Consider the following 14976-nt stretch of genomic DNA (forward strand, 5'->3'; position numbering starts at 1 on the left):
TGGTGATCGCGGCGGGGCGGATCACCGCGTCGGATGAATGGCGACACACATTGATAGCGTGGAGGTCTGGCTGCTACCCCTGATCATTCCGATAAAGCCGCTCGCGTGACCGACGACGAGCGGTTCACCCGGCCCTCGGCACCCGTGGATCAGCCGAGCGACGATCTCGTGCCGGTCGGCACCCCGATCGACCTGGACAACTGCGCGCGTGAGCCCATCCACATCCCCGGCAGCATCCAGCCGCGTGGTGTGCTCGCGGTGGTGCGTGAGCCCGCGTTCGAGGTGCGTCAGGTCAGCGCCAACGTCGCCGACCTGCTCGGACGTCCCGTCGACGCGGTCTTGGGCCGGCATCTGTCGGAGTTGATCGGTTCCGAGCAAGCCGCCCGCATCGAGCAGGCCGCGGTAACCTTCGGCAGCCTCCGTCAGAACAACCCGCTCGAGTGCACCATCGAGGTCGGCGGCGAGCCGCGCGCCTTCGACGCCATCCTGCACCGCGAGCCCGGGGGCGTGGTGCTGGTGGAGCTCGAGATCGCCTACGGCAAGCGGCCGTTCTCCTTCCCTAACACGTATCAGGCGGTCCGCGGCGCGGTCGAGGAGTTGAACCGGGCGTCCACGCTGACCGAGCTGTACGCCACCGCCGCGCGCGCCGTCCGCGATCTGACCGGCTTCGACCGCGTCATGGTGTACCGCTACGACGAGGAATACAACGGCGAGGTTGTCGCAGAGTCCAAGCGCGACGACCTCAACTCCTTCCTCGGCCTGCATTACCCGTCGACCGACATCCCGGCGCAGGCGCGCGCGCTGTACGAGAAGAACTGGATTCGGCTGATCTCCGACGTCGACTACACGCCGGCACCGCTGGTGCCCAGCGTCGACCCCGCGACCGATACCCCGCTGGATCTGACGTATGCCACGTTGCGCAGCGTGTCGCCCATCCATATTGAATATCTGCAGAACATGGGCGTGCACGCCTCGATGTCGATCTCGCTGCTGCGGCAGGGACGGCTGTGGGGGCTGATCGCCTGCCACCATTACGCCGGTCCGCACCTGCCGCCGTTCGGCACCCGGGCCGCCGCCGAGTTCCTCGGCTCCACCCTGTCGCTGCGACTCGTCGACCGGTTCGAGGACGAGCAACTGCACAAGCGGTTGGCCGCGCAAGCCATCCTGGCCAAGCTCACGGCCGCCACGCTGGACGATGGCGAACCGCTGTCGCAGGCGCTGCTCGGCGCGCCCGACCTGCTCGACCTGGTGCCCGCCGACGGAGTGGTCGTCGATATCGGGGGCGATCGACGGACGCGTGGCGCGGTTCCACCGCCGGACATCGTCTCGGCCGTCGCCGCCTGGGCGCGCGACGTGGACGACGACATCGCCAGCAGCGAATGCCTGTCCCGCGCGCTGCCCGAGCTCGGCCTCGATCCCCAGGTGGCCGCCGGGGCGCTGGCGCTCAACCTGCCTGACGGCCAACACGCCATCTGGTTCCGGCGAGAGGTGCTGCGCTCGGTCGACTGGGGCGGCGACCCGTACAACAAGGCGATCGCAGTCAGCGAGGACGACCAGCTTCGGCTCAGCCCGCGCAAATCGTTCGACCGGTGGCGCGAGATCGTCCACCAACGCGGCGAGCCGTGGTCGCTGAGCGAGACCGAATCCGCCGCCTCGTTGCGGCGTTACCTGGTCGAGTCGCTGTACCGCCGCACGCGCGGGGCGCTGCGCGTGGCAGAGGCGCTGCAGCGCAGCCTGCTGCCCGAGTCGATTCCGGTGCTCGAAAGCTGGGAACTGTCGGCGCATTACGAGCCGGCGTCGGGGGACAACGTCGGTGGCGACTGGTACGACGCGTTCGAGCTGCGCGACGGCCGGCTGATCGTGCTGATCGGCGACGTCGCCGGGCACGGCATCGCCGCGGCCGGCACCATGGCCGCGCTCCGCAACGCCCTGCGCGCCCAATTGTTCGCCGGCGCCGCACCGGCCGAGGCGCTGGCGCAGCTCAACGACTTCTGCCTGCACATGCTGCGCGGCGCGTTCGCCACCGTCATCGCGGCGCGGGTCGATCTCGACTCGGGGCGGGTGGAGGCGGCCTCTGCCGGCCACTTGATGCCCTACCTGACGAACTCCTCGGCGCCGGCGGTGCCGGCACCGATCAAGCTCTCGCCACCCATCGGCATCAAAGGCGTGACGTACGCACCCAGTACCTTCACCGTCGAGCGCGGGCACGGCGTGGTCCTGTTCTCCGACGGCCTCGTGGAACGCCGCGGTGAATCGATCGACGACGGTCTGGACCTGCTGGCCGAAAACCTCGGCCGGGCCGGCGATGCCACGGCGACCGGAATCTGGACGGCGATGGCATCGGGCCACACCGACGACGACGTCACCATCATCACGCTGCGCCGTCCCTGAACTCCCGCTAGGCCATGAACGGCGCCGCGGTCACGTTCCACGTCACGGCGCTCTTCGAGGTGCGCGACGACGCGATCACGCACTGGCGTGAGTATTGGGACACCACTCACGTCGCCCAACAGCTCGGGATCGATCCCGCGCTCATGTTCGCGCCGTTGGGCGATTGACCTACGGCACAAGGTATTTCGTGGGCCTTGCTAACCCGTGGCGTTGAGGATCTTGATCGCGAACACCAGCGAGTCGCCGGGCTGGATCCCGGCGCTGGGCTGGCCCTGGGGGTAGCCGTCGGCGGGGACCATCGCGACGGCGACCGTCGACCCGACCTTCTGCCCTGCGATGGCCTTCTGGAAGCCGGGCACGACACCGGTCAGCGGGAAATCGACCGGGGCGCCCCGCTGGTAGCTGCTGTCGAACACTGACCCGTCACGCCCGTTGACGCCCATGTAGCAGACCGAGACCCTGGCGGTGTTGGACACCACCGGACCATCGCCGGCATGCAGCGTGTGCACCTGGGTCTGGCTCACGCTGAACGGTGCGGTCACGTTCACCACCGGAGCGGTCGTATCCGTGGAACCGGTGACCGCGACGCTGCCGGTGGTGCCGCTCAGCGTCCAGTCGGGCGTCCCGCCGTTCTGCGGCGCGGCGGTGGGGCATGAACCGGCCGCGGCGGCCGTGCCGGCACCGCCGACCGCCATGACGGTCGCCGCGACAGAAGCCGCGAGCGCGACCGAGGAGTACATCCGGGAGGTCTTCACGGCGGTCACGCTACAGGCCACATTGCTTCTCGAGAGTCGCGGGGCACCACCAATCGCCCGGTGAGGTCAATCATCAGTTGGGCGAGGCGTGATTTGTTGAAGGATGCGCAACAGCGACTTGCGGTCCGACGGAGTCAGCTGGCATAGCCAACGCTCTTCGCCACGCTGAATCGCTTGCTGCGCCTGTCTTTTGACTGTCCTTCCGCGCTCGGAGAGCTCAAGCAGCCGGACCCGACGGTCGTCAGGATCGGGGCGGCGGTCAATTAACCCGAGCTGCTGCAGATCGTCGAGGACGGCGATGATGCGGGTCTTGTCCGCGCCGATAGCCGCGGCCAGGGCGGCTTGTGTGCGCACAGGTGAGTTGTCCAGTTCGGTCAGCACGGTGTAACCCCACATCGATAGCCCGTGGCGCTCAAGAATCGGCAACTCGGCAGCCACGAGCTCGCGCACCAACGGTCCGAGCATCGCCGCAAGATCAGGCCGGGACTGCCCTTTGGTCATGGCGCGATAGTAGAGGAAACAGGATTATGTGCGTATGTTTACGATATGACTACGCATACGATAGAGACTCTGCGAACACACCACCGCGAGGCCGTGATGGCCACCATCGACATTGTTCAGAGGGTCAGCACCAGCGACCTCGAGCGCCCAACCCCATGCAGCGACTGGACTCTGCTTGGACTGCTGGCACATATGACCGCGCAGCATCGAGGGTTCGCCGCGGCCGCTCACGGCGCCGGCGCCGATCCCGCGGTGTGGGAGACGTCTGCGGTGATCGACGCGGTAGCGGCCGACCCCGCAGGCAGTTATGCGGCCGCCGCTTGCGAGTTGCTCACGGCAATCGCCAAGGACGAGACGCTTGCCGTGTCCTTCGAACTACCCGACTTCGGCAAGGGTGCTGGGTTTCCCTTCGAGCAGGCGATCGGGTTTCACTTCGTCGACTACGTCGTGCACGGTTGGGATGTGGCCCGCGCAGTTCACGTCCCATTCAAATTGTCCGACAACGTGATCGACGCGGCGCTGGTGCTCGGATTGCAAGTTCCGGGCGGAAACTACCGCACCGGCGCTTCCGCCCCATTTGGGCCGGCGCTCGACCAAGTGCCGGACGGCACTGGCTTCGACCGCCTATTGCGTCATCTCGGTCGCTCGCCGGCATGGAGTTCACCCGACAAACGACCGGCGTGACCTCCTCCGGCGGCGTGCGGCCTCAGGTGCAAAGACTGGGGGCGTCACACACGTTGCCGGGGCAATAGATCGAATGCGCGGCGTTGACCAGGCTTCCGACGTCGAGCAACGTGACGCCCTTGGTGTCCAGGCGGGCGTGTAGGTCGTCGGCGATCTGCTGCGGCGTCCAACCCCACGTCAGGTCGTAACACACATCGTGCGCCTCGGCGATCAGCGCCTCGTCCGTCTTCGGCGGCCAGGTGAGGCCGACGGCGTGCAATTGCGCGAGGTACGCGTCGTCCTGGGGGGTCGCGGCCGCGATGCCCGCGCTGCTCAACAAAGCAGCGGCAACCAGGACGGGGACAGCGATGATGACCCGCTTTCGAGGTGAGGACATTTTGATTTCTTCTTTCTCCCTGGAGTCAGAAGCGTGCCGGTCCAAGGCTGCGCGAATATGAAGAATAGCGAAACGCCGAATGGCAGCCATCGGGAACGACTCAGTTCCGCGCCTTCGCCATGGCTCGGTAGCCCTCTCGCACGCTGGGGAATCGAGGCTTCCAGGTGGTGGCCGAGCGGAAGCGAGCGTTACTGACGCGCAGTGATCGCGTCATCGAGGTGGTGCGGTCTCCGAGCAACAGCGCGAGCCGTCCGGGCGTATGGATCCAGGGTTTCGCGCCGACGGCATCGGCCATTGCCAAAGCGTTGTCACGGCCGTTAACAGGGGCGTCATCGACGACGTTGTAGACACCGCCGGCACAATCGAGCGCGGCGACGACCGCGGTTGCGGCATCGGCCAGGTGGATTGAGGACACATAGCCACGCGGGTCACCGGCCCGGAAGCCGATGTGGCGGCGCGCCATGGCCATGATCTGTTCGCTGTGCGCGGCACCATGGCCGTAGAAGATGCCGAACCGCAAGACGACTGCGGTGCAGCCAGTTTCGCCGAATCGGCGGGCGTTGGCCTCGGCCGCATGGTTGCCGGCGGCGATGGGGTAGTGGTCGGTCGGCCAATCCTCGTCGAGCCACCGGTCGGCTCCATCGCGGTAGATCATCGCGACCGACTCCTGCACCACCCGGGAAACGCCGGCGTCAAGCGCGGCATCGACCACGGTGGCCGACCCCTCGGTGCGGACGCGCTGGCACTCCGCCCAGGCCGACTTGAGCACGAACCGCTGCGGTGACGGCAGCGCCGAGGCAAGATTCACCACGATGTCGTGACCGGCGAACGCGGTGCTGAGGCTCCAGCGGTCGAACAGCGACACCGCCACCGGGGTGGCGCCTTGCTCACGAAGAACCCTCGCCTTGTCATCGGTGCGCGCCAGGGCCGAGACCAGGTGCCCCGCAGCGATCAACGCGGGCACCGCGTACCCGCCGACCGCTCCGGTTCCACCAGTCACGAATACGCGCACGGGCTACCGTCCTTCTTGGCCGGGCTCAGGTGCCGTGAACACGATGGGTACGTTCAGCGGTCCGCGGACGGCAGGGGTGTCACGCCATTGCACCGGGCCGGCCAAGACGGGTTTGCGGGCAAGAATTTTCGGTATCGCGGTGCTCAGTTCGAGTTGTGCCAGGGCTGCGCCCAGGCAGTAATGCGCCCCATACCCGAACGACAACGGTGCCGGCGCGTCACGGTCGAGCCGAAACCGGCCGGGCTCGTCGAAGACCATGGGATCGCGGTTGGCGGCCGCGATCACCGCCAGAACGCTTTGCCCGGATTGGATTTCGACACCGGCGATCACGTGGTCGGCGGTGGCGGTGCGTGCGGTGGACTGTACGGGACCGTTGAGTCTGAGCAGTTCGGTCACCAAACCGCTATCGGCGGGATCGATGCGGTCGACGATCCGACTCCCTTCGTCGGCGGGCGTGAGCATCGTAACGAGTCCGGCGCCAAGCATATTGGCAGTCGTCTCGTGGCCCGCGACGGCGATGAGTATCGCCGTCATGACGACCTCTTCCAGTAACAACTCTGAGTCAGCGGCGATGAAGCTGAGCAAGTCGTCTTGGGGGTGGGCTCGCCGGTCCGCGGCGAGGGGGAGGAATTCGGCCGTCAGTGCGACCGATGCGGCCGCGCCGGCGGCGACTTCCTGAGGGTCGGCCAGTGTGCCCAGCATGCGGATGATCACCGGCGACAGCTCACGCAGCAGCTGCGCGCTGCCCGGCTCGAGGTTGAGCCATTCGCCGATCACCGCGACCGGTAACGGCAGCGCGACCTCTGCCATGAAGTCGAACGGGGTGCCTACCGGCTGCTCGTCGACGAGAGCCGCGGCGAGCGCTTCGACGCCGGCGCTGAGGTTGGTGACGAATGATCGGGTGAATACGTCGCGAACGGACGCACGCAGCCGTTGATGATCGGGACCGTCGGCGAAAAGCATGGACTTCTTGACGAAGTCCTGGCTGACGAGATCGATGGCGGCCCGCGCCAGCGGGTTGGCCAGCGGGTCGCTGGTCCATCCGGTTCCCGCCAGCACTTCCCGGACCGCGTCGTAGCTTAGGGCTAGCCACGCTTGGGCGGTGTCGTCCCAGACGACGTCGCCTTCGTCGCGCCGCGCCTCATAGAACTCGTACGGGTTGGCCGCGTCCCAGGGCAGACGGGCACTCGTAACGTCAGCGGTCGTCATGGCAGTCCGTCCCGAACGGCAGGCCGCGCTCGCGGACCCACGCAATGTGTTGGCGGCCAAGGTCGGTGATCGCAGGCGCCAGGCCGTCCATGTCTTCGACCATGGCCCGGGCATGAATGGTGGCCCTGAGCCCGGAAAAGACGGCGTTCATCGAGAAATTGAGCCGGGAGAAGAACACGAAGTCGGCAGGCACCGACATCCTGCGCATGGGGTGATCCGCGGAACGCACGTCGAGCAGGAAATGGATGGCACGTTGGGACGCCTGCTCGGTGTAGGTGACCGGTTGCGGCGCCAGCAGTTCGAAGATGATTCCCTCGTACCACTGATAGGCCTCGTCTGCGGTGAGAGTGCACCCGGTTGACAGGAACCCGCTTTCGCTCATCAGTTCGCGCAGGTCGTCCTTGCGCCCCTCGAGGGCGGCTCGCAGCATGTCGACGATCTGGCGGCGTTGGTGCTCACTCAGAACCTTGACGCAGCCGAAATCGACGAATCCGACCGTTCCGTCCTCACCGAAGCGATAGTTGCCGGGGTGCGGATCGGCGTGGAACAGGTTGGCGTGCCGGTAGGAGCCGGTGACAAACCGCGCGATCACCTCGGCCCACGTATTTTTCAGCTCCTGGTCGGCGTGTTGCGCTGCAGCCCAGTCCAATCCGTCCAGATAGGTCATGGTCAGCACCTGATCGGTCGACGCCTCGGGGACCACCTCCGGGACCAGGATGAACGGATGCCCGCGGTACAACTCACTGAATGCGGTGATATTGGCGGCCTCTTGCCGATAATCGAGCTCCTCGAAAATGCGCGAAGAGATCTCATCGGTGACCTCCTCGATCTCCGGCATCGCGACGCCAAAAGCTCCGGCGGCCCCCGCGGTGAACCGGAACACCGTCGCCAGCAGTTCGGTGTTGGACAGGTCGTCCCGAATAGCCTGCGCCACACCGGGATACTGGATCTTGACGGCGACCTGGCGCCCGTCATGCAGGACGGCGCGATGCACCTGGCCGATTGAGGCTGCCGCCATCGGCTCCGGCTTGAAATCGGCAAAGACCACGTCGGCGGGTCCGCCGAGCTCGGCTTCCAAGACTTCCAGCGCCAGCGCCGAGTCCATCGGTGGCGCATCGGCCTGCAACCGCGTCAGCGCCTGCTGATACGGGGACAGCTCCCCGGCACCGAGCGCGGCTGCGTCGACCATCGACACCAACTGCCCGGCCTTCATCAAGACACCCTTGGAGTGGCCGAGCAACTCGACGTAACGCTCGGCGGTGCGTTCATGAAACCGCTGCATCGCGCCGGCGTCACCGGCCTTTTCTCGCAACGAGGCGAGCATGCGCCCGCCGGCGGCGCGGGCCGTGAAGCCGGCCATCGGCATCGTGCGGCGCATCCGGCCGTGGGGCACCGCCCGATCGTTCTCCGCCATCTGGGGCCTCCCCTCGCGTCGGCCACCTTGCTATAGTGACCTACTACAGAATATATGTACTCACTTATAGGATGGTCAAGGGTGGAAACCTCGACAAAAGAGCGCCTGGTCCGCGAGGCCATGCGGCTTTTCAGCCAGCAGGGCTACCGCGCGACCAGCATCAATCAAATTGAGAAGGCCGCCGGCCTGGTGCCCGGCTGCGGCGCGCTCTACAACCACTTCAAGTCCAAAGATGCGCTGCTGGCCGCGGGTATCGATCGCCAGCTCGACCGACGCCGCGCGATGCATGACATCAGCGCCGTATTCGCCGGGCAAGGCGACCTGCGCACCGAACTGTCGCTATTGTGCCGGTACCTGATGAGCGTTCTCGATCGGGAAAGCGAATTCCTCCAAGTCGCAGCCCGAACCCCCGCCGATCAGTCGCCTCGCCTGAACCACGCCTACGCCGCCCTCGTCGACGGGCTCTACAGCGAACTCGCCGACTGGATAAAGGGTTGCGCGCCAACGGTCAACGACACTGAAGCCAAGAGGATCGCCGTCGTCGCCATCAATGCTCTGCTCGGAAAACGCGCTACCCGCATCGTCTTCCATAGTCCCCAAGTCGACACACCCGATGACGAATTCGTCAGCGACTGGACGGCGATGTTGGCAGGTCGAATCGAACAGCCCGCCAGGCCGCAGTGACTCGGGTGGGCCCGTTCGCAATAGGTTGGTTGGCGCGGGATCCGAATCCCGGTGACCGGCACGCTCTTCTAAAAGGTGTGTAGGGATTCGCGGCGTGAACCAGACCCGGCCGGTCAATCCAATTCGCGTGCTACTGCGTCGAATGCGAGCAACGTGTCGAGCATGTGCGGTTCGTGCGAGTCCAATTGGGTGGACACCTTCGCGGCGACCAGCCCCGCGCGACGGTTGACGTAGATCATCTGACCGCACATGCCCTGGCACAACACGACGTCGTTGCCCGGATACGGAAACCACATCTGGTTGCGGTACATCCCGCCGGGCATCTCGTTGTCGTCGGGGCTGGCGGCGAACGCCTGTCGCGAGTCGGCGCCGCCATCGAGGGTGTCGGCGATCCACGCGGCCGGCACCGCTTGTTGGCCGGTCAGCGAAACCCCGTCGCGCACAAAGAGCGAACCGAATCGGATCATGTCGGTAAGGCAGCCACTGATGCCGCCGTCGAAAAACCCTGTGCCTTCGGCGTCCACGCCGATGGTTGCGTCGCATTCGGCGCCGATGCGACTCCACAGCAGTTCCGACATCAACGCGGGCATGCGCAGGCCGCCGGCGACCTCGCAGATCCAGCCCAGCACATCGGTTTCGCAGGAACGGTATTCGAACGGGCCGCCATGAGGCGACTTCTGCCGCAAGGTCAACAGGAACTCCTGCAACGTGGCGGGGGCGTCGGGACTGTTCCTGGGCGCCCAGCCCATTGCCTGGTCGAGGAGGTGTATTTCGGCGGCCGGGTCTTGATAGTTCTCCGAGAAGCCGATGCCCGACCTCATGTCCAGCAGCTGGCGCACCGTTGCGCCCGCGTAACCGCAATCTGCAAGTGCTGGAACATATTTCGACACCGGAGCGTCGAGCGAAAGCACGCCGGCACCGTGCAGCGCACCGGCGACCGCCGCCACCAGCGACTTGCTCACGGAGAACAGTAGGTGCCGCGTCCGCGCCCCCAGATCACCGAGGTATTCCTCGGCCACCATCGACCCGCGGTGACAGACGGCCCACCCGTCGGTGCCGGTGGTGGCCATCACGCCCCCCACGGTGGTGGTCACCCCGCCATTGCTGGTCACCGGGATCTCCGAGAGCGCAGAGGTGGCCGCGGGCAACGCCGCGACCGGTCGGGTCCCGCGCGAGATCGTCGCAGTCGGCACGAAGTCTTCGACGTGCTGGAAAGACCACTGCGCGTAGGGCGCCGCGAGCCAGTTGTCCAGTGAGATGCCAGCCGGGGCGCCTTTCACGCGCGTGCGACGAGCCGGGAGACGATCGGCGCGGCGGGCGTCAGGGGCGTCGAGACGAACTTCGCCTTCATCCCCTTGACCCAGCGCTGGCAGCGCTCGCTGAGCCGATAATCGTCCGTCTGCAGGTGTGAGCGGGTGACGAGCACGCCGAGTTGGGCGCCCTCCGAACGTAAGTCGCCTGGCGCCGCGACCCGCATGTAAAAGGCCTCGGAGCCGTCGAGCAGCGTGGCCCAGTCGTTGGCGGTCCGCGAAAAGGAGACCCGGCCATCGTCGTCGATGCGCCACACGCCGGTGCGGGGCGTCGCGGTGAACATCTCGATATCCGGCGAGGTCTCGGTCAGTATCACCTGGCCCCAGACCTCGTCCTCGCCATAACCGCGCTCCCAGCGGGTGTTGATCTCATCGATATCGAGCTCGTACTCCACACCCATGTACTCGAGCAGGTGAAAGAGGAACAGCGGCATGTCGGCGTAGGCCTCGGCGGTGAGGTTCGTCATCGGGCTCGCGCCACTCAGCCGCGGATTCACCTCGCCGAGGTAGAGCTCGTCGGCGTCGAGGTCATGCAGAAGGTCCACTTCGAAGTAGCCGAGGTAACCCTCGTGGCGCATGACGTCGCCGAGCTTGGTCACCATTTCTCGCGCGGCATGCGTCTGGGCCGGCGGCAGCACCTCGTGCCAGATGTCGTTGCCACACCAGCTGCCCCGGCTCGGCGTGAGTTCCGAATAACCGACCAGGCTCGTCATGGCGGGCCCGACGACCGTGCCGTGGCGCGTCACGGCCCCCTCGAGGCACACCTCCACGTTGCGGATCCGCTTCATCACCTTGAGGTCCTGCCCGACCAGGTCGCCGGCATGCTCGTCCCAGTCGCGCTGACCGTGCACAAAGAACGTCCCGCTGCCGGCGTTGCCGTACGCGATCGAGATGACAAGGTCGTCTCCCAAGCCAGCGCCGTCGGCGAGCGCCCGCAATTCGTCGTAGGAGACGGCCCGCCCGATTGTGTTGGGCACACTGGGCACTCCCGCCTCGTCGGCCAGGCGCGTCATGACGATCTTGGAGCCCAGGCGCTGGCGCAACTCGATCGGCGGATGCATGACCTCGAGACCTGCCGACCGCGCGAGCGCCTGGATTTCCTCGTTCATCATCACAAAGCAGCACTTGCCGCCGGGGCCTTTGCCCGCGATGAACTCGAGCGTCTCGGGATCGGATAGCAGGTGGCTGCACACCTCGTCCATCGACTCGAAATCGCGGCGGTCGCGCCGTCGGGGCACGAACACGCGCGAGTGCGTGCCCTCGAAAGAGTCAAAGTAGGTCAGGTAGAAGAAGTTTCGTATCCAGCGGTCTACGCCGAGCAGGTTGAACGGGGTGGGAGAGATGAAGTACAGCGGCACCTTGTTGGTGTGAAAGAACGCGCGTATGTCCGAAAGCCCGTTCAGCGTCCGGCGCGGCTCTTGTCCCATCACGTGCCCAGCGGTGGTGCGGTCAGGGCAGCGGCGATGACATGACATACCTCCATTCGACAAGTGTGCGCCCTAGCCGTGCGTGTGTCGAAGGATCGAATGCCTGAACACCGGCCGACGATTGCGGATCTCAGCCGGCGCCAACCCTGGCGGGTCCGAGGTGGACGGGGAGGTACTTGATGCCGTGCAGCAGGGTGCTGTCGTTGGGGATCGGCGCGCCCGCGAGCGTGAGGTCGGGAAAGCGCTCGAAGAGCGCCTGCAGACCGACGTTCAGCTCCATGCGGGCGAGCGGCGCGCCCAGGCAGGCGTGAACACCCGTGCCGAACCCGATGTGATCCCGCGCGTTGACGCGGGTGGCGTCGAATTCGTCGGGGCGCTCGAAGACGGCTGGATCGCGGTTGGCTCCGGCGATGCTGAGGAAGACGGTCGAGCCTTCCAGCACGGTGTGACCGTCGATCTGCACCGTTTGGCTGGCCACCCGGGCGCCGAATTGGGCGACGCAGTTGTAGCGCAGCGTCTCTTCGATCGCGTTGGGCCAGCCGTCGGGATTCGCCCGAAGGCGGGCCAACTGGTCGGGGTGATCGACGAGCGTCACCACGGCGTTACCGAATGCGTGGGTGGTGGTGATGAACCCGGCACCGAGCAGCAGGCCAGCGAACATCCTGACTTCGAGGCGGGTCAGCTCGGTTTCTTCCAGGACCGCAGACAAGATGCTGGTGTCGCCGCCACTGCGGCGGAGCCGTTCGATGTGCGCGTCTATGTAGCGTTCGAACTCGCGCAACGCCGTCAGCGCCGTCTGGAAATCCGCCCACGACGGCACCGTGGTGGTGAGCAGCTTGGCGCCCGGTTCGGCCAACGTGTGCAGATAGGGAATTTCTTCGCGGGGGATGCCCAGCAGCTCGGCGATGACCTCGATGGGGATCCGCGAGGCGTAGTCGGCGATCAGGTCGCAACCCGCGTGGCCGTCGAGATCGTCGACCACGGCGTTGGCGATCTCCTGGATGCGGTGGCGCAGCCGGTCGATCGCCCGCGGAGTGAACGCCCGCGACACCAGGCGCCGGAGGCGTTCATGCTCGGGTGGGTCGATGACCAGCAAAGACGGCGGCTCCAGACCGTTCAGCACACCGGGATTCGTTTTCGCCAACGCCCACTGAGCGATCCGAAAGGGCGACCGGTCGTGGGGTTTGGCGGTACGAAACCTGTCGTCACGCAACATCTCACGCACGAGCTGCGCGTCGGCGGTGACCCAGCCGGCGATCACCGGCGACATACGCCCCCGCGCGCGGAGCTGCTCGATGAGGCGAAGCGCGTTGTCGGGCCGGTTGTTATCGATCACCAACTCCGCGAAGGGATCTCGCCGTCGAGCGAGCACCTTCAGCGTCGCGCGAGCCAGCCCGTAGCCGAAGAACCAATGCAACCGGGTTTTGAGGTCCATTCCCGCATTGTTCGCTCTGCCAAGCCATATGGATAGGGGTGCACACCGCCGGTCGCCCGGCCGCTTAGCTCGCGACCGATCGCTCAAGGGTGGCCAGCGACGCGCCGAGGTAATCCTCGCCGAAAATCGGCATCTGTCCGACGCGGTCCCGGAATGCCTGCGGCGTCCCGCTCCAGTCATAGGTGAGGGTGACGTCCGTGCGATCACCGTTTGGGGCGAGGTCGTAACGCCAGAACCAACCGCCGGGAGTGTGGTTACCCGAATCGTCGAGGATGCCCGGTAGCCACCCGATGGCGCGGTCGCGCTCGAACACATTCACCAGGTTGTGCGTGACGTAGTCGCCGCCCGCCTGCGTGAGGTACATGTTCATCGCGAACATCTGGCCCGCGCCCGTGATCGGCGCGGTGTCCACCGCGTCGCGGACCCAGTCGGTGGGCTCGGTGTTCCGATGGCGGGACGGGTCGGCGAGGACGGCGAAAACCTCGGCCGCGGTGGCGGCGATGGTCCTTGTGACGACGTATCGTTCGGCGGCGCTCATGATCGGTCCGGTCCGTATGCGGCCGCGATAGCGGGGGAGTCGAGCCACCCCGAGTAGGTGGGCCGCGCGGGCCAGCCCTCGGGCGAATCGAGCCATTCCTCCTGGCGACCCCACGGCAGGATGTCGATCAGCCCGAAGGAGTGACTGAGCTGCTCGGTGCCTCGCCCGTTGGTATGCCACGTGCGATACACCGTGTCGCCGTCGCGTAAGAACACGTTGACCCCGAAACCACCGCCCGGCGGCGCGTCCATGTCGGCGCCGAACGTGCTCTGCGATGACGAATACCAGTCCATCCGATTGCCCACCCGGTGCTTGTAGGCGAGCGCTTCCTCGATCGGTCCGTTGGTGACGATGACGAACCGGGCGTCGTAGTTGTCGAGGAACTCCAGCCGGGTGAATTGCGATGTGAAGCCCGTGCATCCGCCGCATTGCCACTGCGCGCCGTCCGACCACATGTGGTGGTAGACGATCAACTGCGAACGGCCGTCGAAGATGTCGGTCAGCCGGATTGGACCGTCGGCACCGATCAGGGTGTAGTCGGCCAGTTCGACCATTGGCAGCCGCCGACGCTGGGCGGCGATCGCATCCAGTTCACGGGTCGCGGCTTTCTCGCGTTTCCGCAATTCGTCGAGCGCGGCGCGCCAGGTGTGCTGATCGACGACCGGGGGCAACGCCGTGTATTTCGTGGTCATGTGTCCACCTTTGCTCTCGATTCGTCCGTCTGGAAGGTCTGACCGGCGCACGGTGCGAAATTCATCGGTGAAGGCGCGGCCTTCACCACTCGATTGCGCAAAATGCTCTTGACCCCCGTGCCCGGTGCTGGGTTCGATATTGAAAGAACGATGGGAGGCCCGCGATGAGGACGTTTATTCGCCATTGTGTAGTCATCGTCATGTTGGCGTTCGCGTCCATGGCGGCGGTGACGATCATGACGCCGGCGGTGAGTAAGGCCGACTGCGCGGACGGCGAGTGGTGGGACCCGACCGGCAAGGTCTGCCGACCGCTCGGAGTGGGGCCGCAACCCTTGGCCTGCGACCCGGGCCAGTGGTGGGATCCGACGGCGAACGTGTGCCGGCCCTCGGTGTCGGGCCGCAACCACTCGCGTGCGACAACGGCTGGTGGTGGGATCCGGGCGCCAACGAATGCCGTCCGCCCGCGGTGCCGCCGGCCGGCTGATACGCGGTGGCATAGCGGCGCTTTCGCCCCCGGGTCGTCAACCGTGGATCACGGGGTTCCCGAA

Annotated in this window: 15 protein-coding genes and 1 pseudogene; 5 read left to right on the forward strand and 11 right to left on the reverse strand. The window is 66.2% G+C overall.

Going from position 1 to position 14976, the window contains the following annotated elements:
• Positions 1 to 105 precede the first annotated feature (105 nt).
• Together B9D87_RS06670 and B9D87_RS06675 are read left to right on the forward strand one after the other, a co-directional pair.
• A complete protein-coding gene (locus B9D87_RS06670) occupies positions 106 to 2391 on the forward strand; it encodes a SpoIIE family protein phosphatase (RefSeq protein ID WP_007771085.1) in 2286 nt (761 codons plus the stop codon).
• Between the two features lie 14 nt (positions 2392 to 2405).
• On the forward strand, positions 2406 to 2558 hold the full coding sequence (locus tag B9D87_RS06675) for a limonene-1,2-epoxide hydrolase family protein (protein ID WP_007771082.1): 153 nt from the start codon (positions 2406 to 2408) through the stop codon (positions 2556 to 2558).
• 30 nt (positions 2559 to 2588) lie between these two features.
• On the opposite strand, the gene B9D87_RS06680 is transcribed toward B9D87_RS06675, so the two are convergent.
• Complete coding sequence (locus tag B9D87_RS06680) at positions 2589 to 3131, reverse strand: FKBP-type peptidyl-prolyl cis-trans isomerase (protein ID WP_415623565.1); 543 nt, start codon at positions 3129 to 3131, stop codon at positions 2589 to 2591.
• Positions 3132 to 3212: 81 nt separating this feature from the next.
• Entirely contained in the window at positions 3213 to 3647 is a 435-nt protein-coding gene (locus tag B9D87_RS06685; protein ID WP_007771079.1) for a MarR family winged helix-turn-helix transcriptional regulator, read from the reverse strand.
• Positions 3648 to 3743: 96 nt separating this feature from the next.
• Here B9D87_RS06685 and B9D87_RS06690 point away from each other — a divergent pair, with 96 nt between their 5' ends.
• Complete coding sequence (locus tag B9D87_RS06690; protein ID WP_238553421.1) at positions 3744 to 4331, forward strand: TIGR03086 family metal-binding protein; 588 nt, start codon at positions 3744 to 3746, stop codon at positions 4329 to 4331.
• A 22-nt stretch (positions 4332 to 4353) separates the two neighbouring features.
• On the opposite strand, the gene B9D87_RS06695 is transcribed toward B9D87_RS06690, so the two are convergent.
• The 4 genes from B9D87_RS06695 to B9D87_RS06710 form a co-directional block, all read right to left on the reverse strand.
• Complete coding sequence (locus tag B9D87_RS06695) at positions 4354 to 4707, reverse strand: DUF732 domain-containing protein (RefSeq protein ID WP_007771077.1); 354 nt, start codon at positions 4705 to 4707, stop codon at positions 4354 to 4356.
• Between the two features lie 100 nt (positions 4708 to 4807).
• Positions 4808 to 5719, reverse strand: coding sequence for an NAD-dependent epimerase/dehydratase family protein (locus tag B9D87_RS06700; protein WP_007771076.1), 912 nt, complete (start codon positions 5717 to 5719; stop codon positions 4808 to 4810).
• A 3-nt stretch (positions 5720 to 5722) separates the two neighbouring features.
• Positions 5723 to 6928: a cytochrome P450 gene (locus B9D87_RS06705; protein WP_007771075.1), complete on the reverse strand. Its 1206-nt coding sequence runs from the start codon at positions 6926 to 6928 to the stop codon at positions 5723 to 5725.
• On the reverse strand, positions 6915 to 8342 hold the full coding sequence (locus B9D87_RS06710; RefSeq protein WP_007771074.1) for an ABC1 kinase family protein: 1428 nt from the start codon (positions 8340 to 8342) through the stop codon (positions 6915 to 6917). The genes B9D87_RS06705 and B9D87_RS06710 overlap by 14 nt, the downstream gene beginning before the upstream one ends.
• 54 nt (positions 8343 to 8396) lie before the next feature.
• On the opposite strand from B9D87_RS06710, the gene B9D87_RS06715 reads away from it, so the two are divergent.
• The gene (locus tag B9D87_RS06715; RefSeq protein WP_040629825.1) at positions 8397 to 9026 is read left to right on the forward strand and encodes a TetR/AcrR family transcriptional regulator; all 630 of its coding nucleotides are present in this window, start codon (positions 8397 to 8399) and stop codon (positions 9024 to 9026) included.
• A gap of 113 nt (positions 9027 to 9139) precedes the next feature.
• Here the strand turns inward: B9D87_RS06715 and B9D87_RS06720 are convergent, their stop codons facing one another.
• The 5 genes from B9D87_RS06720 to B9D87_RS06740 all read right to left on the reverse strand — a co-directional run bounded on the left by B9D87_RS06720 (position 9140) and on the right by B9D87_RS06740 (position 14428).
• Complete coding sequence (locus tag B9D87_RS06720; protein WP_007771071.1) at positions 9140 to 10306, reverse strand: serine hydrolase domain-containing protein; 1167 nt, start codon at positions 10304 to 10306, stop codon at positions 9140 to 9142.
• Positions 10303 to 11763 carry a biotin carboxylase gene (locus tag B9D87_RS06725; RefSeq protein ID WP_007771069.1) on the reverse strand — a complete coding sequence of 487 codons (1461 nt, stop codon included), beginning with the start codon at positions 11761 to 11763 and terminating at the stop codon, positions 10303 to 10305. The genes B9D87_RS06720 and B9D87_RS06725 overlap by 4 nt, the downstream gene beginning before the upstream one ends.
• 130 nt (positions 11764 to 11893) lie before the next feature.
• Positions 11894 to 13198, reverse strand: a complete 1305-nt coding sequence (locus B9D87_RS06730) for a cytochrome P450 (RefSeq protein WP_007771068.1) — start codon at positions 13196 to 13198, stop codon at positions 11894 to 11896.
• A 64-nt stretch (positions 13199 to 13262) separates the two neighbouring features.
• Positions 13263 to 13736, reverse strand: coding sequence for an SRPBCC family protein (locus tag B9D87_RS06735; RefSeq protein ID WP_007771067.1), 474 nt, complete (start codon positions 13734 to 13736; stop codon positions 13263 to 13265).
• The gene (locus B9D87_RS06740) at positions 13733 to 14428 is read right to left on the reverse strand and encodes a DUF899 domain-containing protein (RefSeq protein WP_007771066.1); all 696 of its coding nucleotides are present in this window, start codon (positions 14426 to 14428) and stop codon (positions 13733 to 13735) included. Before B9D87_RS06740 ends, B9D87_RS06735 begins: the two co-directional genes overlap by 4 nt.
• Before the next feature lie 164 nt (positions 14429 to 14592).
• Between B9D87_RS06740 and B9D87_RS27370 the strand changes: the two are divergent.
• A pseudogene (locus tag B9D87_RS27370) lies at positions 14593 to 14912 on the forward strand (hypothetical protein).
• The last annotated feature ends 64 nt before the right edge of the window (positions 14913 to 14976 follow it).

This window comes from Mycobacterium colombiense CECT 3035, assembly GCF_002105755.1.
GTDB lineage: Bacteria > Actinomycetota > Actinomycetes > Mycobacteriales > Mycobacteriaceae > Mycobacterium > Mycobacterium colombiense.